Source organism: Actinomadura madurae (assembly GCF_900115095.1).
GTDB classification, from domain to species: Bacteria; Actinomycetota; Actinomycetes; order Streptosporangiales; family Streptosporangiaceae; genus Spirillospora; species Spirillospora madurae.
Window position 1 is genome coordinate 87,584 of sequence record NZ_FOVH01000015.1, and the last position, 23,457, is coordinate 111,040.

Consider the following 23,457-nt stretch of genomic DNA (forward strand, 5'->3'; position numbering starts at 1 on the left):
AGACCACGCGGCGTTGAGGCCAGGCGGCGCCGAGACCGGGTGGCGCCGAGACCGGGCGGCGTTGAGGTCAGGCGGCGTTGAGACCGGGCGGCGCCGAGGCCAGGCGGCGCCGAGACCGGGCGGCGTTGAGGTCAGGCGGCGTCGCCTCCACGCGGCGCCGAGACCGGGCGGGAATGCGGCACGCAGCCAGTCCAGCGGGTTTGGCATGCAGGCCGGGCGTGAACCCGTCGGGTCGGCGACATGTGGGCGGGGGGCGGGACTCTAGGTGTTTGACCAGGCGGCGAGGCCGTCTTCGGTGAGGATGTTGTCGAATGCGGCGTCGGCGGCGCCGGTCACGGGGCCCAGGGCGCCCAAGGCTGTCGGGCGGACGGGGGGTGGTGTCGCCCGGCGGTAGCGCATGAGGGCGGCGTTGTAGCCGGTTTCGAGGGCCACGGGCGCCGTCTCGGCGAGGTCGGTCGCGAGGCCGGAGAGGGTGACCACGTCGGGGTCGAGGCCGTTGACGAGGGCGCCGATGCCGCGTCCGAGCGCGTGCGCGGCTGCGGCGACGGCCGTGCGGGACTTCGGGTCGGCAGCAGCGGCGGCGATGATCTGCTCGGCCGTCGTGCGGGGGTCGCGGGGCGCGGGGCGGCCGAGCGTCCGGGCCATGGCGCGGCCGTCGACCTCCAGGTCCCAGCAGCCGCGGGCGCCGCACGGGCATTCGCGCGCGGGATCGCCGAACGGCATGTGGCCGAACTCGCCGCCCGCGCCGGTCGCGCCGTCCACCGGGCGCCCGTCCACGACGAGGATGCCGCCGACGCCGACCTCGACGGTGAGGTGCAGGACGACCCGCGCCCCGGTGCCCGCGCCGCGCCTGGCCTCGGCCAGCCCGGCGAGCGAGGCGTCGTTGCCGACGAGCAGGGGGACTCCGGCGAGTTCGAGCGGCTCCAGGGCGACGTCGCGCCACCCCATGCCGGACGCCTGGACGACCGTCGTCCCGCTGACCGTCCCGGCCACGCACGCGGACACCGCACGGAGCCGCCGTCCGAAGCGGGCGTGCAAGGCCGATACCTGCTCGCCGAGCGTTCCGAGGACCGCGAGGGAGCCGGAATGGCGGCCCGCCTCCTCCGTGATGACGCGGCCGCCGAGTTCCACGCAGGCCACGCGCCAGCGCTCGTGGCTGATGTCGGCCACGCACACCAGCGGGCCGTCCGGATGGGCGGTGAGCGCGGGGGAGGGGCGGCCGCGTCCGCCGGTTCGGGTGGACGTGCTCTCGTCGACCAGCCGGGACGCCTTGAGCCGGCCGGTGATCTCCGTGGCCGATCCGCTGCTCAACCCCAGCGCGCGTGCCGCGTCCGCGCGTGTCGCGGACGGGTGTGCGTGGACGTACCGGAGCACGGCCAGCGCCCCCTGGCTGCGCAGGGCGCGTGCGGAGTGCGCGGTCTTCTGCATGGTGACATCCTGGCGCTTGGCGATTATCCTCGTTGCACGAGCATATTCCGGGAGGCGTGCGACGATGGACTCTGCCGACACGGACCGGGCGCCCGCCGCGGCAACCGCCCCCGCCTCGTCCGGACGGGGAACACTCGCGCTCTATGGCACGTTCGGGTGCCTCGGCTACCTGCTCACCGCGCTCGGTGCCGTCCTGCCCGAGTTGCGCGAGGAGCGAGGGCTGCCGCGAGCCGAGGCCGCCCTCTACCCTTCGGCCTTCGCGCTCGGCCTCGTCGTGGTCGGCCTGGTGGGCCACCGCCTCGCGGAGCGGCTCGGACGGTACGCATTGCCGACGGCCTTGACCGCCCTCGTCGGCGGCGCCGCGCTGCTGGCCGCCGGCGGTGGACGTCTCGGAACGGCAGCCGGCGCCCTGGTCCTCGGCCTCGGTGGCGCGGGCCTCGTCCAACTCGTCCCGGCGGCTCTGCGCGCGGCACACCAAGGCGATGGAACGATCCAGATCGGTCAGGCCAACGCCGTCTCCAGCGCCGCGTCCGTCCTCTCCCCGGTCATCATCGGCGTCACCCTCGCCCACAACCTCGGCTGGCGCGCCGCCTTCGCCATCCCCCCAGCTCTCCTGGCCGTCACCATCCTCCTTCCCCTAACCCGAACCGCTGCCCCGTCCACAAACCCCACCGCTCCCACCGTCCCCAACAAACCTGCTACACCTGAAGGATCTCCCGCCCCCATCATCAACCCCACGGCTGCCCCCACCGACCCCACCGTCCCCGCTCCCGCCGTCCCCAGTGACCCTGCCGTTCCCAGCGGGTCTGCTGTCTCCCGCGGGCCTGCCGTCCCCGGTGATCCTGCCGTTCCCAGCGGGTCTGTTGTCTCCCGCGGGCCTGCCGTTCTGAGCGTTCCGGTCGGCGATGGGGTGGTCGGTGGTTGGGGTGTTCTGTGGGGGTTTTGGGGGCGGTGGGTTGATCTTGTGCTGGCGGTGGGGGTGGAGTTCTGCATGGTGTTCTGGGCGGCGGACTTCTTGCGGTCGGTGAAGGAGTTCGGGGCCGGGACGGCGACGACGTTGTCGGCGGCCTTCGTGCTGGGCATGGCGGTCGGGCGAGCCGTGGCGGGGCCGGCCGTGAGGTTCGGGGGACGGCCCGACCGGCTGCTCGCGTTCGCGGCGCTGGTCGGCATCGGCGGGTTCGCGATCCTCTGGACGTCGCCGGCACCCGTCGCGGTCGCCGGGCTGCTGGTCACCGGGCTCGGTGTGGCGCTGCTCTACCCGGTGATCCTGGGGCAGGCGCTGGCCGCGTGGGAGTCCCAGCCGGTGCGGGCCGCCGCGCGGTGCGCGCTCGCGTCCGGGGTGGCGATCGGCGTGGCCCCGCTCGCTCTCGGGACGCTCGCCGACCTCACCACTCTGCGCGCCGCCGTCTTCGTCGCCCCCGTCCTGCTGGTGGTCCTGCTGGTGCGGTGCGCGTGGCGGCTCAAGGCATCGATGCGGTTTCCGCTCAGCTCGACGGTGGCCGGACGCTGACGGCACGGCGAGCCCCACGGGTGTGAGGATCGCCGTGCCGACATGCTGGACGGCGTCCAGTGTCAGAAGGGGATGGGGGTTGTGATCATGCCTGCGTGGGCGAGGATCGTGGGGGCGTCGTCCACGGGTGGGTGGATGACGTCCATGAGCCAGCGCTTGACCCACTTGCCCTCCGCGCCGGACAGGGCGATGCGGCGGTCCCAGCCGCGGGTGTAGACGGCGCCGGCGGCGCCCAGGTCCACGTCGGTGACGTAGGGCGCGGGGGCGAAGTCGACCAGCGGGACGCCCAGGAGGTCGGCCGCTGCGTTGTGTCCGGCCGTCTTGCCCATCGGGGTCGCGTGCTGGCAGCTCTGCACCGTCCAGTGGTCCTGGTCCGCGCGGGCGGCGGCGACGTCGCCGGCGGCGAAGACGTGCGGGTGGGCGCGCAGGTGCGCGTCGACCTCCAGGCGGCCCAGGTGGTCGCGCTCGCCGGGAATGTGGGACGTGAGCGGGCTCGCTTCCAGGCCCGCCGTCCACACGACGGCGTCCGCCGGGATCCGGGAGCCGTCGGCCAGTACCGCGCCGCCGTCCAGGACTTCGGCCACGGTGGCGCCCAGGCGCCGCTCGATGCCGAGCCGGTCCAGCGCCACCTCGATCGCCGGGCGCGGGCCGAGGCCGAGGTCGGGGGCCACTTCGGAGGCCTTCTCGACGAGGACGACGCGGCCCCGCCCGGCGAGTTCCGTGGCGACCTCCAGGCCGGCGAAACCGGCGCCGACCACGACGGCCGTGTAGCCGTCCCGGCCGCGCAGGTGGCCGCGGAGCCGCTGGGCGCCCTCCAGCGTGTCCACGTCGAACAGCCGCTCGGCGCCCGGAATGTCCGGCCGGACGAGGTGGCTGCCCGCGGCGAGGACGAGCCGGTCGTACTCGATCGGGCGGCCGTCGGCGATCACCACGCGGCCGTCCACGTCGATGTCCTGGACCACCGCGCGGACGTGCTCGACGCCCACCGGTTCCAGGATCCGCTTCAGCGCGACCGTCGCGCGTGCGGGCTCCGGCTCGTAGAGGCGGGGGCGCAGCACGAGGTCCTTTCCGGGCGCGACCAGCGTGATGCGCAGGTCTTCCGAGCCCCGCACCCGGGCCGCCGCGGCGGCGCTCCACACCCCGGCGAAACCACCGCCCACGATCACAACATGCGACATGTCCGTCTCCCTCATCTCGGTTCGCGCCAGGAAGACAAGACACGCCCCGCACATGTGACCGAACGCCCGCGGGCTCGACGCCCTACCTCAGCCCCCGTCCACGTCCGCTGCCGCCCGACCCTGGGGTGAGGGCCCGGTGGACGGGCGAAGGTGGCGCCGCGAAAGGTTGATAGGTGGCTGTCGTGTGCGGCCTGGTTGGAGGCGCTGGGCAGGCGAAAGCGGCACCGAAGGGGTCGAGGGCGTGTGGTGCTGGGTGCGCTGCTTGGTGAGGTGGTTGTAGGGGGCCAGTGACTATCGGTGGTGGGGCCGGCGCGGTTCTTGCGGTGTGCTGGGGCCTCGGCGGCTGGGGGCCAGAGAGTATTGGCGTCCTGCTGGTCTGGGTGGGTGGGTTAGAGGTGGGTTAGCTTTTCGGGGTTGGCTAGGCGGTGGTACTTCGTTATGCGGCCGTTTTGGATTTCTAGGGTGTCGATCCAGATGATGCGGCCGTCGCGGTGGGCGGCCAGGGCCGGTTCGCCGTTGATTTCGATGGGCTCGATGCGTTCGACCCGGTAGTGGGTGGTGACGTGGGCGAGCAGGCGGGCGACGCGGTCGGCTCCGACGACCGGGCGGCGGGACGCGACGACCTTGCCGCCGCCGTCCGCCACGTAGACGGCGTCCGGGTGCAGGAGTTCGACGAGGCGGGCGAGGTCGCCGCGCTCGGTGGCCGCGCGGAACGCGGTGAGGACGCGTTCGCGTTCCGCGCGGCTCGACCTCGGGTGCTCGCCGCGGGCGTCCGCGACCCGCTTGCGGGCGCGGGACGCGAGCTTGCGCGAGGCCGCCGCCGAGTTGCCGAGCACCTCCGCGACCTGGGCGAACGGGACCTCGAACACGTCGTGCAGGACGAACGCGACCCGCTCCGGCGGTGTCAGCTCATCCATCACCAGCAGCATCGCGGTGCCGATCGAGTCGTCCACGATCACGCGTTCGGACGCGTCCGGGCCGGTCGGGAGGGGTTCCGGCAGCCACGGCCCGGGGTAGCGCTCGCGCCGTACGCGGGCTGATTTCAGGACGTTGTACGCGAGCCTGGCCGCGATGGTCACCAGCCACGCGCGGGGGTCGGCGACGGCCGAGCGGTCGGCTGCGGAGGCGCGGAGCCAGACGTCCTGGACGACGTCCTCGGCCTCGGCCACGCTGCCGAGCAGCCGGTACGCGGCGCCGAACACCGCCGGGCGGTGCGCCTCCCAGTCCAGGTCGTCCACGTAGGCGGAGCCTACTCGTCGGCGAACGAGCAGTCGGGCGGGAAGTCCGGCGGCTGGAAGCCGCCGGAGGGGATCTCCAGCGGCGCGTCCTTCACCGTGTACCCCTTCAGCCATTTGCCGAATGGGCCGGAACTGGCCGGGCTGAACGGCGCCGGACCGCTGCCCATCTGCTGGCACTGCGGGAACACGACGCCCCAGGAGAAGCCCATCCGGTCGTGCTTGTGCCCGCGCGGCGACTGGTAGAAGGTCAGGTTCGCGCGTTTCTGGTTCGGCGGGACCTCGTGGGCGCCCGAGACCCGGATTCCGGACACGACCGCGACCGGCCCGGACGCCATGACGTAGTCGACCTTGATCTCGCCCCAGTGGTGCTGGGACGGGCCGCCGGGCTCGTCCGGCGAGAAATGGTCGAACTTGACCGTTCCGCGGGCGGCTCCCATGACCATCTTCCCGTCGACGAACTTCCACGGCCCGCCGTGCGCGTCCACGATGAAGCGCCGGTACGGGTACTCCTTGTCACCCGGGAACGTCACCCACGCGTCGCCCGTCACATGGGCTTCCTTGGGTGCCCTCGCGCCGTTGTCCTGCGCCATCGCACTGCCGGTCCCGATCGCTCCGGCGGCGCCGAGCAGGGCGACTCCGGTGATCAGGACGCGCCTTTTCCGCGACATGTGGATCCCCTTTCCGCGGACGTCCGTCGTCCGCTTTCCACAACGTTCGCAGTGGTGGGGAGGCCGTTCCTCCCCCGCGCGACCGAACCGGCCTACCCGCGCGGGGGATCGTCAGGTCACTTTTCCCCTGACGTAGGTCCAGAGGCCGTCATGGCGGACGAATCTGCTGACCTCGTGCAGTTCTCCCGGCTCGGATCCCGCCAGGTAATGGGCGCGGAATTCGACGACGCCCCTGTCGTCGTCCGGTCCGCCCGCCTCTTCCCGGACGATCTCCAGCCGCGTCCAGCGCGTTCCGTCGTCGAACCCGATCCGCTCCGGGCGGGTGGCGGGATGCCAGGTGCTCAGCAGGTAGGACTCGTCCTGTACCGCGAACGCGCTGAACCGCGACCGCATCAATTCGCCGGCGGTTTCGGCGGACGCCTCGCCCCGGTGCAACCGTCCGCAACAATCCCGGTACCGTGCGCCGACACCGCAGAAACATCTCTTGGCCACATCCGAATTCTGCCTTGCGGCGCGGGGTGGGCGCGGCCACGATGAGCGCCATGTCCGCACAGGAGCCACCCGAGATCGACACTTCCCGGCCGCATCCCGCCCGCATGTGGAACTACTGGATCGGCGGCAAGGACTACTACGAGATCGACAAGGTGGTCGGCGACCAGGCCGCCGCGGCCTTCCCCTCCATCGGGGACATCGCCCGGCATTCCCGGGCCTGCCTGGGCCGCATGGTCCGCCACCTCGTCGAGGAGGAGGGCGTCCGGCAGTTCCTCGACATCGGCACCGGGCTGCCCACCCACGACAACACCCACGAGGTCGCGCAGCGCGTCGCGCCCGAGGCGCGCGTGGTCTACGTCGACAACGACCCGCTCGTCCTCGTCCACGCGCGGGCGCTGCTGGTCGGACGCCAGGAGGGGAGGACCGACTACATCCAGTGCGACGTGCGCGACCCGGACCGGATCCTCGCGGAGGCGGCCCGCACCCTCGACCTCTCCCGGCCGGTCGCCCTGATCATGTTCGGCATCATGGGCAACGTCGTGGACGACGGGGAGGCGTACGCCGTCGTCCGCCGCCTCCTCGGCGCGCTCGCCCCGGGCAGTTTCCTGGCCTTCAACGACGGCACCGGCGTGCTGGACGCGAAGGGCCGTGAGGAGGGCATCCGGATCGCCACGGAGCAGGGCTCGACCCCCTATGTCGTGCGCACCCCGGAGCAGATCGAGGGCTTCTTCGAGGGCCTCGACCTGCTCGAACCGGGCGTCGTCTCGACGTCCCGGTGGCGGCCCGGGCCCACCCCGTTCGGCGTGCCGCCCGAGGTGGACGCGGCCTGCGGTCTCGGCCGCAAGCCCTGACGGCGGGGTAATTTCCGCGGCATGTCGGATCCGGGCGTCTCCCGATCGTCTAGGGGGTGTCGGCCCTTGAAAGGAGCACGCCATGGATCTGACGATGAACACGATCGACATCGTGGTGTCCGACATGGACGCCGCCGTCGCCTTCTACCGCCGTCTCGGGCTGGAGTTCACCGTGGACGCGTCCTACCCCGACCACGCGGACTGCGCCCTGCCCGGAGGGCTGCAGCTGATGCTCGACACCGAGAAGTTCCGGGGGCCCACGGTCGATGGCTGGACGCCGCCGTCCGGCGGGCCCCGGACGTTCCTCGCCTTCCAGGCGGCGAGCCCGGCGGACGTGGACGCCGCGTACGCCGAGATGACCGCGGCCGGGTACACCGGTGCCAAGGAGCCGTGGGACGCGTTCTGGGGGATGCGGTACGCCACCGTCCTCGACCCGGACGGCAACGGCGTCGACCTGTACGCTCCGCTGCCCGCCGGATGAGGGGGAGACCGATGAAGTACGTGCTGATGTTCGTCGAGACCGAGAAGTTCGCCAAAGAGCTGGCCGACATGACCGAGGGCGAGCGCCAGGCGTCCTACGAGCAGGTCGCGGAATGGTTCGCGCGGCACTCCGACACGATCACCCATCACGGGCACCTCCAGCCCGCGCACACCGCCACCACCATGCTCCTGGACGGGGGAGAGGCGGTCCTCACCGACGGCCCGTTCGTCGAGGGCAAGGAGGTCGTCAGCGGATACGCCGAGGTGGAGGTCGCCGATCTGGACGAGGCGCTGGCCATCGCCCGCACCTGGCCCGCGTGCCCGCTGATCGAGATCCGCCCGCTGACCTGATGGACCCGGCGCACGCCGAGCTGGCCCGCGTGCTGCGCGAGCACGCGGGCCGGCTCACCGCCTGCCTGGTCCGGGTCCTCGGCGACTTCGCCGCGGCGGAGGACGTCATGCAGGACGCCGTCGAGACCGCGCTGCGGCGCTGGCCGCAGGAGGGCGTCCCGGAGCATCCGGACGCCTGGCTGCTCACCACGGCCCGCCGCCGCGGCATCGACCTGCTGCGGCGCCAGGCCGCCTACCGCGACAAGCTGGCCCGGCTCCAGTGGCCGGTGCCGGGCGAGCCGGACGACCGGCTCAAGCTGATCTTCACCTGCTGCCATCCGGCGCTGCCCGTCGCGGCCCAGGTCGCGCTGACGCTGCGGACGGTGTGCGGGCTGACGACCGGGCAGATCGCCGCCGCGTTCCTCGTCCCGGAGGCGACCGTCGGGCAGCGCATCACCCGCGCCAAGCGCAAGATCACCGACGCGGGTATCCCGTACCGGATCCCGGCGCAGGACGAGCTGGACGAGCGGGTGGGCCAGGTGCTGGCCGTGGTGTACCTGCTGTTCAACGAGGGGTACCTGACGAGCCGCGGCGACCGCGGCCACGCCCGCGACCTGGCGGAGGAGGCGCGGTGGCTCGCGGAGCAGCTCGCCTGGCTGATGCCGCGCCGCCCGGAGGTCCTCGGCCTGCTCGCGCTCTTCCGGCTCCACCAGGCGCGCACCGCCGCCCGTTTCGACGACGAGGGCCGCCTCGTCCTCCTGCGCGACCAGGACCGCGCCAAGTGGGACCACGACGCGGTCAAGGAGGCCGGACGGCTGATCGAGCGCGCCGCCGCGATGCGCGCCCCTGGCCCGTACCAGATCCAGGCGGCGATCGTCGCGTGCCATGCCGAGGCTCCCACCTGGGACGACACCGACTGGGACCAGATCCTCGTCCTCTACGACATCCTCGTGCACATGACGGGCACACCGATCGTCCGCCTGCACCGGGCCATCGCCGTCCGGTACGTCCATGGTTCCGCGGCGGCGCTGGACGAGCTCGCCCCGCTCGCGAAGGCCCTCGACGGCCACCACCTCTACCACGCCACCCGCGCCGAACTGCTGCGCGACCTGGGCCGCCGCCGCGAAGCGCACGCGGCCGACCGCCGCGCCCTCGCGCTCACCGGCAATCCCGCGCAGCAGGCGCTCCTCAGCCAACGCCTCGCCTGGACGTGACGCGTAGGTCCTGCGTCAGGATCGGCGGTCACGGTGTCAATATCGCGTAGCTGAAGGCTCCGTAGCCGGAACACGTCCATATCGTGTGCCTTATAGGCGGGTTTCAAGAATTGCAGACCGTGCCCGCCGAAACCGGAAATCCGACTGGGGTGGACGTACGTGAGCGACGTGGTCTTCGTGATGCTGACAGTGGCGGTGTTCGTCCTGCTCGGCCTGCTGGTGAAGGGCGTGGAGAGGCTGTGACCGCGGAGAACGCCGTAGGGCTCGTCCTGGCGGTGGCGCTGGTCCTTTTCCTCGTCGTCGCGCTGTTGTTCCCGGAGCGTTTCTGAATGATCACGACCTTCGCGGGGATCCTTTTCGTAGGGTCCCTCATCGTCGCCCTGGCCGTCGTTTATCGGCCATTGGGCGACTACATGTATCGCGTCTACAGCCGTCCCGGCCACAGCCGGGTGGAACGGGTCGTGTACCGCGCCGTGGGCGCCGACCCGGACGGTGAGCAGACCTGGGGTGTCTACGCCCGCAGTGTGCTGGCCTTCTCGATGGCCGGCGTCCTCTTCCTCTACGGGCTGCAGCGGCTCCAGGGCGATCTGGCGCTGAGCCTGGGACGCGACCCGGTGCGGCCCGACCAGGCATGGAACACCGCAGTCAGCTTCGTCACCAACACCAACTGGCAGTCGTACGCGGGCGAGTCGACGATGGGCCATCTGGTGCAGATGACGGGGCTCGCGGTGCAGAACTTCGTGTCCGCGGCCGTCGGCATGTGCGTCGCCGTCGCGCTGATCCGCGGTTTCACGCGGAACAGGACCGGCCGCCTCGGCAACTTCTGGGTGGACGTGACCCGGACATGCCTCCGGATCCTGCTGCCCCTGGCGTTCGCCGCCGCGGTCGTGCTGATCGCGGGCGGGGTCGTGCAGAACTTCGGTGACGGCCGTTCCGCCGACACGCTCGTCGGGGCCCGCCAGTGGATCCCCGGCGGGCCGGTGGCGAGCCAGGAGGCGATCAAGGAACTCGGCACCAACGGCGGCGGCTTCTACAACGCCAACTCGGCCCACCCGTTCGAGAACCCCACGGCCTGGACGAACTGGCTGGAGATCCTGCTGATGCTGGCGATCCCCTTCGCGCTGTGCCGGACGTTCGGCCGGATGGCGCGGCAGAACCGGCAGGGCTACGCGATCCTCGCGGTGATGGGCTTGATCGCGCTCGTCAGCGTCACGCTGGTCACCGCCTTCCAGCTGATGCACCACGGCACCGTCCCGATGGCCGCGGGTGCGTCCATGGAAGGGGTGGAGACGCGGTTCGGCGTCGCGAACTCGGCGACGTTCGCCGGCGCGACCACGCTGACGTCCACCGGCGCCGTCGACTCCGCCCACGACTCCTTCACGAGCCTCGGCGGCATGGTGACGCTGCTCAACATGATGCTCGGCGAGGTCGCGCCCGGCGGCACCGGATCCGGTCTCTACGGGATGCTCGTCCTGGCCGTGATCACCGTGTTCGTCGCCGGCCTGATGGTCGGCCGCACGCCCGAGTACCTCGGCAAGAGGATCGGCTCCCGCGAGATCAAGTTCGCGGCGATGTACTTCCTGATCACGCCGCTTCTCGTCCTGACGGGGACGGCCGCCGCGATGGCGACGCCCGCCGGACGCGCCGGCATGCTCAACCGCGGCCCGCACGGCTTCAGCGAGGTGCTGTACGCGTTCACGTCGGCGTCCAACAACAACGGGTCGGCGTTCGCGGGGCTGACCGCGAGCACGGTCTTCTACGACACGGCGCTCGGGCTATGCATGGCGCTCGGGCGGTTCCTGCCGATCGTCTTCGTCCTCGCCCTGGCCGGGGCGCTGGCGAGGCAGGGGCACGTCCCCGCGTCGGCCGGGACGCTGCCGACCCACCGGCCGCAGTTCGTCGGGATGGTCGCCGGTGTCACCGTCGTCCTGGTGGCGCTCACGTTCCTGCCCGCGCTCGCGCTCGGCCCGCTCGCCGAAGGGATCCACTCATGACGACGCAGGCGGCGTCGCCTTCGCGCCCGTCCGCCGGCGCGCCGCTCGGCCCGGCGCGCCTGCTCGACGCGCTGCCGGACGCGTGCCGCAAGCTCGACCCGCGCACGCTGTGGCGCAACCCCGTCATGCTCGTCGTCGAGATCGGCGCCCTGTGGACGACCGTCCTGGCGGCCGCGGACCCGAGCGTGTTCGGGTGGCTGATCAGCGGCTGGCTCTGGCTCACCGTGATCTTCGCGAACCTGGCCGAGGCGGTGGCGGAGGGGCGTGGCAGGGCGCAGGCCGACTCGCTGCGCAGGGCCAGGACGGACGCCGTCGCGCGCCGCCTCACCGCCTGGACCCCCGGCCGCACGGGCGCCCCCGAGGAGCGGATCCCGGCGTCCGAGCTGCGGAAGGGCGATCACGTGGTGGTCGAGGCCGGGGAGGTCGTCCCGGGCGACGGCGACGTGATCGAGGGCATCGCCAGCGTGGACGAGTCGGCCATCACCGGGGAGTCCGCCCCGGTGATCCGCGAGTCGGGCGGCGACCGGTCCGCGGTGACCGGCGGCACGAAGGTGCTGTCCGACCGGATCGTCGTCGAGATCACCCAGGAGCCGGGCCGGTCGTTCGTCGACCGGATGATCGCGCTCGTGGAGGGCGCGAGCCGGCAGAAGACGCCCAACGAGATCGCGCTCAGCATCCTGCTCGCCGCGCTCACCATCGTGTTCCTGCTGGCGGTCGCGACGCTGCAGCCGATGGCGATCTACGCCAGGGAAGTCAACCCGGGCGTTCCAGGCTCCCCCGCCCTCGGCACCGGCGGCGTGACCGGCATCGTGCTGGTGTCCCTGCTGGTCTGCCTGATCCCGACGACGATCGGGGCGCTGCTGTCGGCGATCGGCATCGCCGGGATGGACCGGCTCGTCCAGCGCAACGTGCTCGCGATGAGCGGGCGCGCGGTCGAGGCGGCGGGCGACGTCGGCACGCTGCTGCTCGACAAGACCGGCACGATCACGCTCGGGGACCGCCAGGCCGCCGGGTTCGTCCCGGTCGAGGGCACCGCGGAGGACGAACTGGCCGACGCGGCGCAGCTGGCGAGCCTCGCCGACGAGACCCCGGAGGGGCGGTCGGTCGTCGTCTTCGCCAAGCAGCGCTACGGCCTGCGGGAACGCGCGCCGGGCGAGCTGTCCCACGCCACCTGGGTGCCGTTCACCGCGCAGACCCGGATGAGCGGCGTGGACCTGGACGGCGCGAGGTGCGCCCCTGCGGGAGGACGACCCACACCCCCCGGAGGAGCCGCCAGGTCGCTTCGCAAGGGCGCGGCCGGCGCGGTCGCGGATTGGGTGCGGGCGCACGGCGGTGATGTCCCACCCGGTCTGGCCCGGATCGTGGACGGGATCTCGGCGTCCGGTGGAACCCCGCTCGTCGTGGGCGAGCGGGCGGACGGCACCGCGCGCGTCCTCGGCGTCGTCCACCTCAAGGACGTGGTGAAACCGGGCATGCGGGAGCGGTTCGGCGAGATGCGCCGGATGGGCATCCGCACCGTGATGATCACCGGCGACAACCCGCTGACCGCGAAGGCGATCGCGGACGAGGCCGGCGTGGACGACGTCCTCGCCGAGGCCCGCCCGGAGGACAAGCTCGCGCTGATCAGGCGGGAGCAGGAGGGCGGCCGGCTCGTCGCGATGACCGGGGACGGCACCAACGACGCGCCCGCCCTCGCGCGGGCCGACGTCGGGGTGGCGATGAACACCGGCACGTCCGCGGCCAAGGAGGCCGGCAACATGGTCGACCTCGACTCCGACCCGACCAAGCTCATCGAGATCGTGGGGATCGGCAAGCAGCTGCTCATCACGCGCGGCGCGCTGACCACGTTCTCGATCGCCAACGACATCGCCAAGTACTTCGCGATCATCCCCGCGCTCTTCGCGGGCCTGTACCCGGGGCTGGACGCGCTGAACGTCATGCGGCTGCACAGCCCGCAGTCGGCCGTCCTGTCCGCGGTCGTCTTCAACGCCCTGGTGATCGTCGCGCTGATCCCGCTGGCGCTGCGCGGGGTGCCGTACCGGCCCGGCGGCGCGTCCCGGCTGCTGTCGCGCAATCTCGCCGTCTACGGGCTCGGCGGGCTGCTCGCGCCGTTCGCCGGCATCACGATCATCGACCTGTTCGTTCAGTTCCTTCCGGGGATGTCGTGACATGCGCTGTTCAAGCTGGCTTCGAGTGCACCTGGCCGCCGTGCGGGCGCTGCTCGTCCTCACCGCGATCCTCGGGGTCGCGTACCCGCTAACCGTCTACGCGACCGGACGGCTGCCCGGTCTGAAGGACCGCGCCGACGGCTCGGTCGTCACGCAGGACGGGCGGACGGCCGGCAGTGCCCTGATCGGCCAGTCGTTCACCGACCGGGAGGGGAATCCGCTCAGGCGGTACTTCCAGAGCCGTCCGTCCAGCGGCGGGTACGATCCGGCGGTTTCCGGGGCGAGCAACCTCGGCCCGGAGGACGTCGTCGACACGCTGCCCGACCCTCAACGCGCCGGTTCGGGGAAGAAGAGCCTGCTCACCCAGGTCTGCGAGCGCAGCAAGGCCGTCGGCGAGTTCAACGGCGTCAGCGGTGCCCGCCCGTTCTGCACACCGGGCGGGGTCGGCGCGGTCCTGGCGGTCTTCGGGCCCCGCGCCGCGGACGGAACGGTCCCGCGCCCCGTCCGCGTCGTCAGCCTCAACGAGGAGCAGGGCGCGGTGAGGACCCCGTTCATCGCGTCCTACAAAGGAGTGAGGGTCGAGCCGGCCCGATGCGGCGAGGACTACGCCAAGGGCCTGGTCGTCCCGATCAGGGGCGGCGCGCCCGCCGACCCGGCCGTCCCGCCGGACGCCGTGACCGCCAGTGGCAGCGGCCTGGACCCGGACATCTCCCCGGCCTACGCCGCCGTCCAGGTCGACCGGGTCGCCCGGGCGCGCGGGGTCTCGCCCGCACAGGTGAGGAAGCTGATCGGACGGCAAGGCCGGCCCCTCGGCTTCCTGGGTGAACCGGCCGTCAACGTCCTCAAGCTGAACATCGCCCTCGACCGCGAGTATCCGGCCCGCTAGGGCAGGAAGCGGTAGCCCATCCCCGGTTCCGTCAGCAGGTGCCGGGGGTGGGCCGGGTCCTTTTCGAGCTTGCGGCGCAACTGGGCCATGTACTGGCGCAGGTAGTGCGTCTCGCTCTTGTACGCGGGACCCCACACGGTGGTGAGCAGCTGCTGCTGCGCGACGAGCTTGCCGGGATTGCGGAGCAGGACGTCCAGAAGCCGCCATTCGGTGGGCGTCAGCCGCACTCCGCCCGTCACGGTCTTCGCGGCCAGATCGACGGTGTGCTCGCCCACATCGACGGGCGTGACCGGCTCGGTCGCCGGCACCCGGCGGGAGACCGCGCGGATGCGGGCGACCAGCTCCTCGATGTCGAACGGCTTGGTGACGTAGTCGTCCGCGCCCGCCTCCAGCGCCTCCACCTTGTCGTGGCTGCCCGCCCGGCCCGACAGCACGATGATCGGGACCCCGGTCCAGCCGCGCAGCCCGTGGATCACCTCGATGCCGTCCAGATCGGGCAGCCCCAGGTCGAGGACGACCAGGTCGGGCGGCCACGAGCCGGCCCGGCGCAGCGCGGTGGTGCCGTCGGAGGCGACCTCCACCTCGTGGCCGCGGGCACGTAGGTTGATCCGCAACGCCCGGAGCAGCTGCGGTTCGTCGTCGACGACGAGGACCCGGGTCATCGCGCTTCCTTCCGCCGGTGGACGGGCAGCGAGACGATCATCGTGAGGCCGCCGCCCGGGGTGTCCTCGGGGACCAGCTCGCCGCCCATCGCCTCCGTCAGCCCGCGCGCCAGCGCGAGGCCGAGCCCGACGCCGCTCCGGTTGTCCCGGTCGCCGAGGCGCTGGAACGGCAGGAACGCCAGCTCCCGCTCGCCGGGCGGTATGCCGGGGCCGCGGTCCGCGATCCGCAGCTCGACCCGGTCGCGGATCGGGCCCGCGGTGATCAGCACGGGCTCGCCCGGCGGGCTGTGCCGCAGCGCGTTGGCGATCACGTTGACCAGGACGCGTTCCAGCAGGGCCGGGTCCGCGGCGACCTCGGGCAGGCCGGCGTCCAGCCGGACCGACACCTCGCACGACACCTCGCCGCCGCCGATGTCGTCCAGGGCGCGCGGCACGACCTCGTCCAGCGCCAGGGGGCGCGCCGCGATGCCGAGGACGCCCGCCTGCAGGCGGCTCATGTCGAGCAGGTTCGCCACCAGCCGGTCGAGCCGGTCGAGCGACTGCCGGGCGGTGTCGAGCAGTTCGGCGCGCTCCTCGTCCGTCCAGGCGACCGAGGTGCCGCCGAGGCTGTCGACGGCGGCCTTCGCGGAGGCCAGCGGCGTGCGCAGGTCGTGGCTGACCGCGTTGAGCAGGGCCGTGCGCATCCGGTCGGCGGCCTCCAGCGGGCGCGCCCGCTCCGCCTCGGCCCGGAGCCGCTGCTGGCGCAGCGCGCCCGCCGCCTGCACCGCGAACGCCTCCAGGACGCGCCGGTCCCCGGCGGGCATCGGACGCCCCCGGACCGCGAGCGTGAGATCCGCCCCGACCGGGATCTCCGCGTCGCCCTCACCGGGCGCGGCGCACGGCCGGCCGCCGACGGTCGCGACGATCCGCCAGCCGTCCCCGGGCGCCGGACGCTCCAGCAGCGTGACCGACGCGAGCCCGAAGGTCTCGCGAAGGCGCCCGAGCACCGCGTCCAGGGCGTGCTCGCCGCGCAGGACGTCGCCCGCCAGCGTGGACAGCACCTCCGCCTCCGCGCCCAGCCGCGCCGCCTCCCGGGAACGTCGCGCGGCGCGGTCCACCACCGCGCTCACTCCGATCCCGACCAGGACGAACACGGCCAGCGCCAGCAGGTTCTCCTGCTCGGCGACGGTCAGCCGGTGCACGGGCGGGGTGAAGAACCAATTGAGCAGCACGAACCCGGCGACGGCCGTGACGAGCGCGGGCCACATCCCGCCGACCAGCGCGATCGCGACGACCGCCGCGAGGAAGAACAGGATGTCGGACGGCAGCGAGATCGCGGGACGGGCCTCCAGCAGCCCGAACGTCAGCAGCGGCAGCCCGGCCGCGGCCAGCAGGAACCCCGACAGCCGCCGGCTCACCGACAGCCCCCGCTCCCGGCCCTGCCGGACGACGCCGCGCCGCGCCTGGTCGTGCGTGACCATGTGCACGTCGATCGGGCCGGACCGCGCGGTCGTCGTCACCCCGATCCCGGGGCGCAGCAGCTGCGCGAACCGCCCCCGCCGCGACACGCCGAGGACGAGCTGCGTCGCGTTCGCGCCCCGCGCGAAGTCCAGCAGCGCCCGCGGCACGTCGTCGCCGACGACCTGGTGGTAGGTGCCGCCGAGGCCCTCCACGATCTGCCGCTGCCGCGCCAGGTCCTCCGGCCGCGCCCCGGCCAGGCCGTCCCCGGGGGCCACGTGCACGGCGAGCAGGTCCGACCCCTTCGAACGCGCCGCGATGCGGGTGGCGCGGCGCAGCAGCGTGTCGCCCTCGGGCCCGCCGGTCAGCGCGACGACGATCCGCTCGCGGGCCTCCCACGTCCCGCCGATGCCGTGGTCCGCCCGGTACCGGTCCAGCTGGTCGTCCACCTTGCCGGCCAGCCACAGCAGCGCGAGCTCCCGCAGCGCCGTCAGGTTGCCGACCCGGAAGTAGTTGGACAGCGCCGCGTCGACCTTCTCCGGCCGGTAGACGTTGCCGTGCGCCATCCGCCGCCGCAGCGCCTCCGGCGCCATGTCGACCAGCTCGACCTGACCGGCGCGGCGCACCACCTCGTCCGGGACGGTCTCCCGCTGCGCCACGCCGGTGATCCGCTCGACGACGTCGTTGACCGACTCCAGATGCTGGACGTTCACGGTCGAGATGACGTCGATCCCCGCGTCCAGGATGTCCTCGACGTCCTGCCAGCGCTTGGGATGCCCGCTGCCCGGGACGTTCGTGTGCGCCAGCTCGTCCACCAGCACGACCGCCGGGGCGCGGGCGATCACCCGCGCGGTGTCCAGCTCGGTGAACTCGGCCCCGCGGTAGGCCAGGGTGCGGCGCGGGACGGATTCGAGGCCGTCCAGCAGCGCCTCGGTCCGCGGCCGGTCGTGCGTCTCGACGTACCCGGCCACCACGTCGGTGCCCCGCTCGCGCCGGCGCCGGGCTTCCGCCAGCATCGCGTAGGTCTTGCCGACCCCGGGTGCGGCGCCCAGGTAGACGCGGAGCTGCCCCCTGGCCATGCCCCCATCCTTCCCCAGGGCCGATGCCCTGGTCCCTGCCGGTGGCATCATCTCGAAGACAACGTCCGGCCGGTACCCGGCCGTCCCGTCTTGACGGGTTTCATACGCCGGTGGGCTCGTCCTTCACGCATCTCATACGCGAAGACCCGGCCGGGGACGTGCCCGGCCGGGTAGACGCTTGCAGGTCAGAGGTTCGTTGGACGGTAGGCCTTGTACTCGCTGCCCGAGTCCAGGCCGTAGTCGCGCGTCCGGTAGTCGGTGCCGTACCGGCCGCGCTGCTCGAACGCCCAGTAGGCCGTGTGCTTGCTGTTGGCCCACTTCTCGAAGATGACGACGTGGCGGGTCGTGTTGGTCCCCTCCGCGTCCATGACGAGGTCGCCCTTCTTGAGCTCGGACATCTTGATGCGCTTGGTGTACTTCGACGACGTCAGGCCGACGGTGTTCTGGCCCGGCTTGGGCAGCCCCAGCGCCATCGAGACGAAGCCCGAGCAGTCGGCCCGGTAGCCCTCGTGGGTCCTGACCTGGCTGTAGGGGACCCGGTCGTCGGAGTGCGGCTGCCACGACCTGGCCCGGGAGATGACCTTCGAGCGGGCGTCGATCTTCTCGCCGCCGGAGTCGGCGGCGGCCTTCTCCGCGGGGGCCTTCTTCGCCGCCGGCTTCTTCGCGGCGGGCGCGTCCTTCACGACGTTGGCCGTGACGGCCGCCGCCTTGTCGTCGCCGCCCGAGGCGGGCGACACCGCCGCGTGCGCCGTCGTCGCGGCCACGCCGCCGAAGACGGCGAGGCCGACGAGGGCGCCGGCGGCGCGGGGGGTCAGGCCCAGGGGGCCACGGTACTTGCAGTGCTTGCCTGTCACAGGGGGGCTCCTTGGCTTCCATGCCGCCTACCGGGTTAGCTGACGGGTTCGGACGTGGAAGTCGCCCTACGGCCTGCGGGGCAGGCCGATTCACCCCAGTGCGTGGTGGGTCCCCGGCTCCGCGCGATGGCGGACTCGGCGTTGCCGCTGCGATCCTTGGGCGCTCGGGCCCGTCCACGGGACCCTGTCGTCCCGTGCGCGAAAGAGCGGCGCGTGATGTGGCGAGGCCCCGGGGGCCGGGGCCGCGATGGGCGTCTCGTCCCGGCGTGCTCTCGGCGCCTGCACGCTCCGGCGTGCGCATGGTCGGCGCGAGGACGGGCCCGTGGGGGACCCGTGCGACGCATCGGGCTGACGCGAGGCGACGCGTGGATCGCGCCGCCGGCCTCCCGGCGGTGCCGGGTGAGGCCCGCGTGTCCAGAGGGACACGCTGGTCGAAAGCGCCTGGCGGGCGCCTTGATGAGCGAGAAGCTACATGCAACCCCAAGGAAAGGCAAACCGCATCAAATCACCCCACCGCAGGTCAGCGGGCTGGAACTGGGCCTCAGCGCCCCGCCGGCGGGCGTTCCGGCGGCCCGGCGCCGGGTGTGAACGGGTGCGGGTCGATTCGTGGGAGGGTGGCGGCATGTGCGTTGCGGCGGCGCCGGCCAGATTCACCGGCACGATCCTGTACCACGGGCTGCGAAACCATGCCGAGCACGGCCGGGTGCACGTCCTCGGCTACCAGAACACCGCGCAGAACCTCGCGCCCGGCCCGAACGCGATGCTGCTGCATCTGCCCGCCGCGGGCATGACGCAGGCGAACTTCATCGACACGAGCCGGTGCCCCCGCATCCTGCGGGACATGGTGGACACCCTCCGCCCGGTCTCGCGGGGACCGGCGGGCGCCTACGGGGCCGCTCCCCAGGCGGCCGGGCCGCCGCCGGTCCAGGTCTTCGACCACGACGTCTACACCGTCGTGCTCGCCACCGACCCGACGCTGATCCCCGACGCCCTGGAGCAGGTTCCGCCGCACAAGCGGATCCCGGCCAACCGTCCGCTGTTCGACTTCTACGCGGCCATGTACCCGGGTTACGCGGTGGCGCTGTGCTGCTTCGACAACCGGGGGGCGCTGGCGGCGAACCCGCTGCTCATGTGGTATTCCCCACACGACCCCGACCGGTTCGCGCTGCCCGCGATCGACTGCCACACCGGGGCCGTGCCCGACCTGGGCGCCCAGGTCCTCACCGACCACTGGGTCGTCTTCGGGACGGACGAGGCCAGGCCCGGCTGGGGCGCCGAGGTCCGCTACGCGCCGCACTACGACCAGGACAACCTGCCGCAGGCCCCGCTGAACAGCGGGCCCGCCGCCCCCTTCTTGCCGGGCCGGGTCATGGGCGTGCAGTTCGACGGATGGCACCCCAACGGCGACTTCGTCATCCCCTACGCCGACGTCCTCAGCGGCGACCTCGGCACCCTGCGGCGTCTGGCGCCAGGCTGGGCCCCGCCTCTGTGAGACGGCTCAGCCCGGCGCCGTCCCCGAGGTGACCGAGAGCCGCGGCGAGGACGACAGCGTCTGCAGGACGACGCAGTAGCGCTCGGTGAGGCGCAGGAGCGTGTCCAGTTGATCCTCCGCGGCGTCCGTGTCGAGGTCGAAGCGGAGGCGGATCGCCCGGAACCCGACCGGAGCCTCCCTGTCCACGGCGAGCGTCCCGCGGAAGTCCAGGTCGCCCTCGGCGCGGACCGTCCCGCCGCGGACGTCGATGTCCAGGGCGGTCGCGACCGAGCGCAACGTCACGCCCGCGCAGGCGACCAGCGCTTCCAGGAGCATGTCGCCGGAGCAGAGCGCGGTGCCGTCCCCTCCGGCGGCCGGGTGCAGGCCGGCCACCGCGAGCGCGCGTCCCGTCTCCACCGAGCAGGCGATGCCCTCGTCCAGCGCACCCGACGCGCGGAGGGTCACGACCGCCGACTCGGGGTCCTCCCGGTACCGGTCCTTGAGCGGCCGCTGCAGATCCTTCAGTTCCCGGCTCTTCATGACGTCCTCGTCCCGTCGGCACTGCCTCCCTTGGATGATGCCCGCGCCGCCGGACCCATGCTCATCCCTGCGGCGCCGGTCCTGCGGCACGCCTGGCTACAGTGCCTGTAGTGAAGATCCGAGAGGTGGCGGACGTGGCCGAGGAAGGGGTGCGGGCGGCACGCAAGCGCGAGACCAGGGAGCGGATCGCCGCCGCGGCGATGGAACTGTTCGCGGAGCACGGATTCCACGCCGTCCCGGTCTCCGAGGTCGCGCGCGCCGCCGGCGTGACCGAGAAGACGGTCTTCAACCACTTCGCCTCCAAAGAAGACCTGGTCTACAGCCACGACACCCGGTTCGAGGCGGCGCTGGTGGCGGCCGTCCAAGACCGGGGAGACGGCTCGGTCCTCGGCGCGGTCCGCGACTTCCTGCTGGCCCGGTACGCCACGATGCCGACCGACCCGGACGCTCAGGCGCGGCTCCGGACCCTGGCGGCGCTCGTCGCCGACAGCGAGACGCTCCGTGCCCGCGAGCAGGCCATCCTGGCCCGGTACGCCGACCGGCTCGCCGCCGCCATCGCCGCCGACCAGCGCTGCGCCCCCGGCGACCTCCGGCCGCGGATCGCCGCGGACGCCCTGGTGTCCGTGCACCGCGCCGCGATCGACGCGTTCCGCCGCGGCGCGCTGTCCGGCCGCCCGCCGGCCGAGTACGGCCCCCAGGTGGTCGGGGCCGCCGAGCAGGCGTTCGCCCTCCTCGCGCACGGACTGGACGACTTCGCGACCGGCCCCCACGACCCGTGATCCCTCCGGGTACAGTGGGCATGGAGATTACAGTCACTGTAATGAGTGAGGTGCGCGATGCCCGTCCTTCCCGAGCTCGTCCCGATGCTCGACCGGATCGCGCAGGCCCGCGCCCACATGCCCGACGCGTCGACGCCGGTCGCCGAACGGCGCGCGATCATCCACCGCGGCATGGACCAGCGGGCCAAGGCGGTGGCGCTGCCCATGCCGCCGGGCACCCGCGCCGACCACGAGGTCCCCGTCGAGGGCGGCAGCATCACCGTCCGCGTCTACAGGCCGGACCTCGCCGGCGTGCTGCCCGGCCACGTCTACGTCCACGGAGGCGGCTGGTGGCTCGGGGAGCTCCACCACCGGGACGCCGTGTGCGCCCGGCTCGCGGCCGACGCCCGCTGCGCGGTGGTCTCCGTCGCCCACCGGCTGTCCCCCGAGCACCGCTTTCCCGGGCCCGTCCACGACTGCCGGGACGCTCTCCGGTGGGTCGCCGGCAACGCCGGGCGGCTGGGCGTCGACGCCGCCCGCCTGTCGATCGGCGGGGACTCCTCGGGCGCCAACCTGGCGGCCGCGACGGCGCTCATGGTCCGTGACCAGGGCGGACCGGCACTGGTCGCGCAGGTCCTGGAGATTCCCGCGCTCGACCTCACCCTCGGGCAGCCGTCGGTGAACGAGCCCGCCGAGGCGGCGCTGCTGACCCGCGACGACCTCGCCGCCGACATCGAGCGGTACTGCGACCCCGGGGACAGGACGGACCCGTACGCCTCCCCGCTGCTGGCCGAGGACCTGTCCGGGCTGCCGCCGGCGCTGATCATGACGGCCGAGTTCGACATCCTGCGCGACGACGGCGCGGCCTACGGGCGCCGGCTCACCGCGGCGGGCGTCCCGGCGGAGGTCGTCCAGTGGGACGGCCACGTGCACGGATCCCACGAGATGACCGCGATCCTGGAGTCCGCGCGCCGGTGGCAGGCCCATGTCGCGGAGTTCCTCACACGGGTGTGATCAGGGTTCCGTCCGACAGGAACCGCTGGAGGTTCCGGAAGACGAGGTCGCCCATCGCCTCGCGGGTCTCGTGCGTCGCGCTGGCGATGTGCGGCAGCAGCAGGACGTTGCCGAGCGGCAGCAGTTCGTCGGGGACGTTCGGCTCGTCGGCGAAGACGTCCAGGGCGGCGCCCGCGATGCGGCCGTTCACCAGAGCGTCGACCAGGGCCGGCTCGTCCACGACGCTGCCGCGGGCGATGTTCACCAGGTGGCCGGCGGGCCCGAGCGCCTCCAGCGTGGAGGCCGAGACGAGGCCCCGGGTGCCGTCGCCCCCGGCGACCGCGATGACGAGGGCGTCGCTCCAGGCGGCGAGCCCGTCCACCGACTCGACGTACCGGTAGTCGACGCCGTCGACCGGGTGCCGCGAGTGGTAGGCGACCTCGATGTCGAACCCTTCGAGGCGGCGGGCGACCGCCCGCCCGATGCGGCCGAGGCCGAGGACGCCGACGCGCTTGCCGCTGACCTTGGTGGTCAGCGGGTAGGGGCCCGCGTGCCAGTCGCCGCGCCGCAGGTAGCGGTCGGCGTCGGTCATGCGGCGCATCACGTCGATCAGCCCGCCGACGGCGACGTCGGCGACGCAGTCGTTCAGGACGTCGGGGGTGTTGCTGACCTGGACGCCCCGGGCGGAGGCCGCGGCGACGTCGATGGTGTCGTAGCCGACGCCGAAGCTCGTGATCACCCGGAGCCGGGGGAGCCGGTCGATCAGGTCCTTGCCCACCCCGACCGCGGCCCTGGTCACCAGGGCGGTGAACTCGGCGCCGTGCTCGTCGAGGTAGGCCTCGTCCTGCTCGTCGAGCAGGACCACGTCGTGGTGCTCGCGGAGCCGCCGGTGGAGCGAGGGCAGCAGCGCACCGACCTGCAGCACCTTCACGGGCCCGGTCACGCTCGTCGGCTCGTCGGGGGCGAAACGCGTCATGCTGCACGGGCTCCAAGGTCGGGGCGCGGGTCCGCGCTCAGGCTAGGGCCGATCGTCATGCCTGTCCAAAACGCATGCGGCATCCACCGATACCTTCTGCGCATCGCCGGGAAGCCCGGTCGACCCTTGACGGGCACGGGGCCGCCGCTTAGTGTCCGTCTACCCATAGAGATGGCGTTCACCTTGGTGGACAAAATCTCGCCCACGTCGGGCCGCGTGGGGACGCGGCCGTTCGAGTGACCGCGCTCCG

22 protein-coding genes and 1 riboswitch are annotated in these 23,457 nt (G+C 72.8%); of the genes, 12 read left to right on the plus strand and 10 right to left on the minus strand.

The window, feature by feature from the left end; all coding sequences use genetic code 11:
- Positions 1-261: 261 nt before the first annotated feature.
- Positions 262-1,428, minus strand: a complete 1,167-nt coding sequence (locus tag BM339_RS34195) for an ROK family transcriptional regulator (protein WP_075023549.1) — start codon at positions 1,426-1,428, stop codon at positions 262-264.
- 64 nt (positions 1,429-1,492) lie between these two features.
- Here BM339_RS34195 and BM339_RS34200 point away from each other — a divergent pair, with 64 nt between their 5' ends.
- Positions 1,493-2,938, plus strand: coding sequence for an MFS transporter (locus tag BM339_RS34200; protein WP_075023550.1), 1,446 nt, complete (start codon positions 1,493-1,495; stop codon positions 2,936-2,938).
- A gap of 62 nt (positions 2,939-3,000) precedes the next feature.
- Here the strand turns inward: BM339_RS34200 and BM339_RS34205 are convergent, their stop codons facing one another.
- From BM339_RS34205 to BM339_RS50290, 4 genes are all read right to left on the minus strand, one after another.
- A complete protein-coding gene (locus tag BM339_RS34205; RefSeq protein WP_075023551.1) occupies positions 3,001-4,116 on the minus strand; it encodes an NAD(P)/FAD-dependent oxidoreductase in 1,116 nt (371 codons plus the stop codon).
- Between the two features lie 389 nt (positions 4,117-4,505).
- On the minus strand, positions 4,506-5,354 hold the full coding sequence (gene sigJ / locus BM339_RS34210) for an RNA polymerase sigma factor SigJ (RefSeq protein ID WP_256255588.1): 849 nt from the start codon (positions 5,352-5,354) through the stop codon (positions 4,506-4,508).
- A gap of 11 nt (positions 5,355-5,365) precedes the next feature.
- Positions 5,366-6,022 (minus strand): hypothetical protein, encoded by a 657-nt coding sequence (locus tag BM339_RS34215; RefSeq protein WP_021597902.1) that lies wholly within the window; start codon positions 6,020-6,022, stop codon positions 5,366-5,368.
- Between the two features lie 111 nt (positions 6,023-6,133).
- Entirely contained in the window at positions 6,134-6,514 is a 381-nt protein-coding gene (locus BM339_RS50290) for a YchJ family protein (protein ID WP_075023552.1), read from the minus strand.
- A gap of 50 nt (positions 6,515-6,564) precedes the next feature.
- On the opposite strand from BM339_RS50290, the gene BM339_RS34225 reads away from it, so the two are divergent.
- From BM339_RS34225 to BM339_RS34260, 8 genes are all read left to right on the plus strand, one after another.
- Entirely contained in the window at positions 6,565-7,365 is an 801-nt protein-coding gene (locus BM339_RS34225; protein WP_075023553.1) for an SAM-dependent methyltransferase, read from the plus strand.
- Between the two features lie 82 nt (positions 7,366-7,447).
- The gene (locus BM339_RS34230) at positions 7,448-7,846 is read left to right on the plus strand and encodes a VOC family protein (protein ID WP_021597899.1); all 399 of its coding nucleotides are present in this window, start codon (positions 7,448-7,450) and stop codon (positions 7,844-7,846) included.
- Positions 7,847-7,857: 11 nt separating this feature from the next.
- The gene (locus BM339_RS34235; protein WP_075023554.1) at positions 7,858-8,196 is read left to right on the plus strand and encodes a YciI family protein; all 339 of its coding nucleotides are present in this window, start codon (positions 7,858-7,860) and stop codon (positions 8,194-8,196) included.
- The gene (locus BM339_RS34240; RefSeq protein WP_075023555.1) at positions 8,196-9,389 is read left to right on the plus strand and encodes an RNA polymerase sigma factor; all 1,194 of its coding nucleotides are present in this window, start codon (positions 8,196-8,198) and stop codon (positions 9,387-9,389) included. Before BM339_RS34235 ends, BM339_RS34240 begins: the two co-directional genes overlap by 1 nt.
- Before the next feature lie 239 nt (positions 9,390-9,628).
- Positions 9,629-9,718 carry a K(+)-transporting ATPase subunit F gene (gene kdpF, locus BM339_RS51885; protein WP_111832165.1) on the plus strand — a complete coding sequence of 30 codons (90 nt, stop codon included), beginning with the start codon at positions 9,629-9,631 and terminating at the stop codon, positions 9,716-9,718.
- Positions 9,719-11,383, plus strand: coding sequence for a potassium-transporting ATPase subunit KdpA (kdpA, locus tag BM339_RS34250; protein WP_075023556.1), 1,665 nt, complete (start codon positions 9,719-9,721; stop codon positions 11,381-11,383).
- The gene (gene kdpB, locus BM339_RS34255; protein ID WP_075023557.1) at positions 11,380-13,551 is read left to right on the plus strand and encodes a potassium-transporting ATPase subunit KdpB; all 2,172 of its coding nucleotides are present in this window, start codon (positions 11,380-11,382) and stop codon (positions 13,549-13,551) included. The genes kdpA and kdpB overlap by 4 nt, the downstream gene beginning before the upstream one ends.
- Before the next feature lies 1 nt (position 13,552).
- Complete coding sequence (locus BM339_RS34260; protein WP_075023558.1) at positions 13,553-14,437, plus strand: potassium-transporting ATPase subunit C; 885 nt, start codon at positions 13,553-13,555, stop codon at positions 14,435-14,437.
- Here the strand turns inward: BM339_RS34260 and BM339_RS34265 are convergent.
- The 3 genes from BM339_RS34265 to BM339_RS34275 form a co-directional block, all read right to left on the minus strand.
- Positions 14,434-15,099 (minus strand): response regulator, encoded by a 666-nt coding sequence (locus BM339_RS34265; RefSeq protein WP_075023559.1) that lies wholly within the window; start codon positions 15,097-15,099, stop codon positions 14,434-14,436. The genes BM339_RS34260 and BM339_RS34265 overlap by 4 nt on opposite strands.
- Positions 15,096-17,615 (minus strand): sensor histidine kinase, encoded by a 2,520-nt coding sequence (locus BM339_RS34270; RefSeq protein ID WP_075023560.1) that lies wholly within the window; start codon positions 17,613-17,615, stop codon positions 15,096-15,098. The genes BM339_RS34265 and BM339_RS34270 overlap by 4 nt, the downstream gene beginning before the upstream one ends.
- Before the next feature lie 185 nt (positions 17,616-17,800).
- Positions 17,801-18,469, minus strand: a complete 669-nt coding sequence (locus BM339_RS34275) for an NlpC/P60 family protein (RefSeq protein ID WP_021597896.1) — start codon at positions 18,467-18,469, stop codon at positions 17,801-17,803.
- A gap of 9 nt (positions 18,470-18,478) precedes the next feature.
- Positions 18,479-18,620: riboswitch (cyclic di-AMP (ydaO/yuaA leader) on the minus strand.
- Between the two features lie 471 nt (positions 18,621-19,091).
- On the opposite strand from BM339_RS34275, the gene BM339_RS34280 reads away from it, so the two are divergent.
- Positions 19,092-19,961: a hypothetical protein gene (locus tag BM339_RS34280; RefSeq protein ID WP_075023561.1), complete on the plus strand. Its 870-nt coding sequence runs from the start codon at positions 19,092-19,094 to the stop codon at positions 19,959-19,961.
- A 6-nt stretch (positions 19,962-19,967) separates the two neighbouring features.
- On the opposite strand, the gene BM339_RS34285 is transcribed toward BM339_RS34280, so the two are convergent.
- Positions 19,968-20,480, minus strand: coding sequence for an OsmC family protein (locus BM339_RS34285; protein WP_021597894.1), 513 nt, complete (start codon positions 20,478-20,480; stop codon positions 19,968-19,970).
- Between the two features lie 110 nt (positions 20,481-20,590).
- Here BM339_RS34285 and BM339_RS34290 point away from each other — a divergent pair, with 110 nt between their 5' ends.
- Positions 20,591-21,259, plus strand: a complete 669-nt coding sequence (locus BM339_RS34290) for a TetR/AcrR family transcriptional regulator (RefSeq protein ID WP_143118721.1) — start codon at positions 20,591-20,593, stop codon at positions 21,257-21,259.
- Positions 21,260-21,316: 57 nt separating this feature from the next.
- Positions 21,317-22,252, plus strand: a complete 936-nt coding sequence (locus tag BM339_RS34295) for an alpha/beta hydrolase (RefSeq protein ID WP_075023562.1) — start codon at positions 21,317-21,319, stop codon at positions 22,250-22,252.
- Here the strand turns inward: BM339_RS34295 and BM339_RS34300 are convergent.
- Positions 22,239-23,207, minus strand: coding sequence for a 2-hydroxyacid dehydrogenase (locus BM339_RS34300; RefSeq protein ID WP_075023563.1), 969 nt, complete (start codon positions 23,205-23,207; stop codon positions 22,239-22,241). The two genes, BM339_RS34295 and BM339_RS34300, sit on opposite strands and share 14 nt — an antisense overlap.
- Between the last annotated feature and the right edge of the window lie 250 nt (positions 23,208-23,457).

What these genes read in the sequence shown, in the direction of transcription:
- BM339_RS34230 (WP_021597899.1), top strand. Translation starts at nt 7,448, where the DNA reads ATGGATCTGACGATGAACACGATCGACATCGTGGTGTCCGACATGGAC.
- BM339_RS34240 (WP_075023555.1), top strand. Translation starts at nt 8,196, where the DNA reads ATGGACCCGGCGCACGCCGAGCTGGCCCGCGTGCTGCGCGAGCACGCG.
- BM339_RS34285 (WP_021597894.1), bottom strand. Translation starts at nt 20,480, where the DNA reads ATGAAGAGCCGGGAACTGAAGGATCTGCAGCGGCCGCTCAAGGACCGG.
- BM339_RS34295 (WP_075023562.1), top strand. Translation starts at nt 21,317, where the DNA reads ATGCCCGTCCTTCCCGAGCTCGTCCCGATGCTCGACCGGATCGCGCAG.
- BM339_RS34280 (WP_075023561.1), top strand. Translation starts at nt 19,092, where the DNA reads ATGTGCGTTGCGGCGGCGCCGGCCAGATTCACCGGCACGATCCTGTAC.
- BM339_RS34265 (WP_075023559.1), bottom strand. Translation starts at nt 15,099, where the DNA reads ATGACCCGGGTCCTCGTCGTCGACGACGAACCGCAGCTGCTCCGGGCG.
- BM339_RS34215 (WP_021597902.1), bottom strand. Translation starts at nt 6,022, where the DNA reads ATGTCGCGGAAAAGGCGCGTCCTGATCACCGGAGTCGCCCTGCTCGGC.
- kdpA (WP_075023556.1), top strand. Translation starts at nt 9,719, where the DNA reads ATGATCACGACCTTCGCGGGGATCCTTTTCGTAGGGTCCCTCATCGTC.
- kdpB (WP_075023557.1), top strand. Translation starts at nt 11,380, where the DNA reads ATGACGACGCAGGCGGCGTCGCCTTCGCGCCCGTCCGCCGGCGCGCCG.
- BM339_RS34300 (WP_075023563.1), bottom strand. Translation starts at nt 23,207, where the DNA reads ATGACGCGTTTCGCCCCCGACGAGCCGACGAGCGTGACCGGGCCCGTG.
- BM339_RS34225 (WP_075023553.1), top strand. Translation starts at nt 6,565, where the DNA reads ATGTCCGCACAGGAGCCACCCGAGATCGACACTTCCCGGCCGCATCCC.
- BM339_RS34200 (WP_075023550.1), top strand. Translation starts at nt 1,493, where the DNA reads ATGGACTCTGCCGACACGGACCGGGCGCCCGCCGCGGCAACCGCCCCC.
- BM339_RS34205 (WP_075023551.1), bottom strand. Translation starts at nt 4,116, where the DNA reads ATGTCGCATGTTGTGATCGTGGGCGGTGGTTTCGCCGGGGTGTGGAGC.
- BM339_RS34235 (WP_075023554.1), top strand. Translation starts at nt 7,858, where the DNA reads ATGAAGTACGTGCTGATGTTCGTCGAGACCGAGAAGTTCGCCAAAGAG.
- BM339_RS34260 (WP_075023558.1), top strand. Translation starts at nt 13,553, where the DNA reads ATGCGCTGTTCAAGCTGGCTTCGAGTGCACCTGGCCGCCGTGCGGGCG.
- BM339_RS34195 (WP_075023549.1), bottom strand. Translation starts at nt 1,428, where the DNA reads ATGCAGAAGACCGCGCACTCCGCACGCGCCCTGCGCAGCCAGGGGGCG.
- BM339_RS34270 (WP_075023560.1), bottom strand. Translation starts at nt 17,615, where the DNA reads ATGGCCAGGGGGCAGCTCCGCGTCTACCTGGGCGCCGCACCCGGGGTC.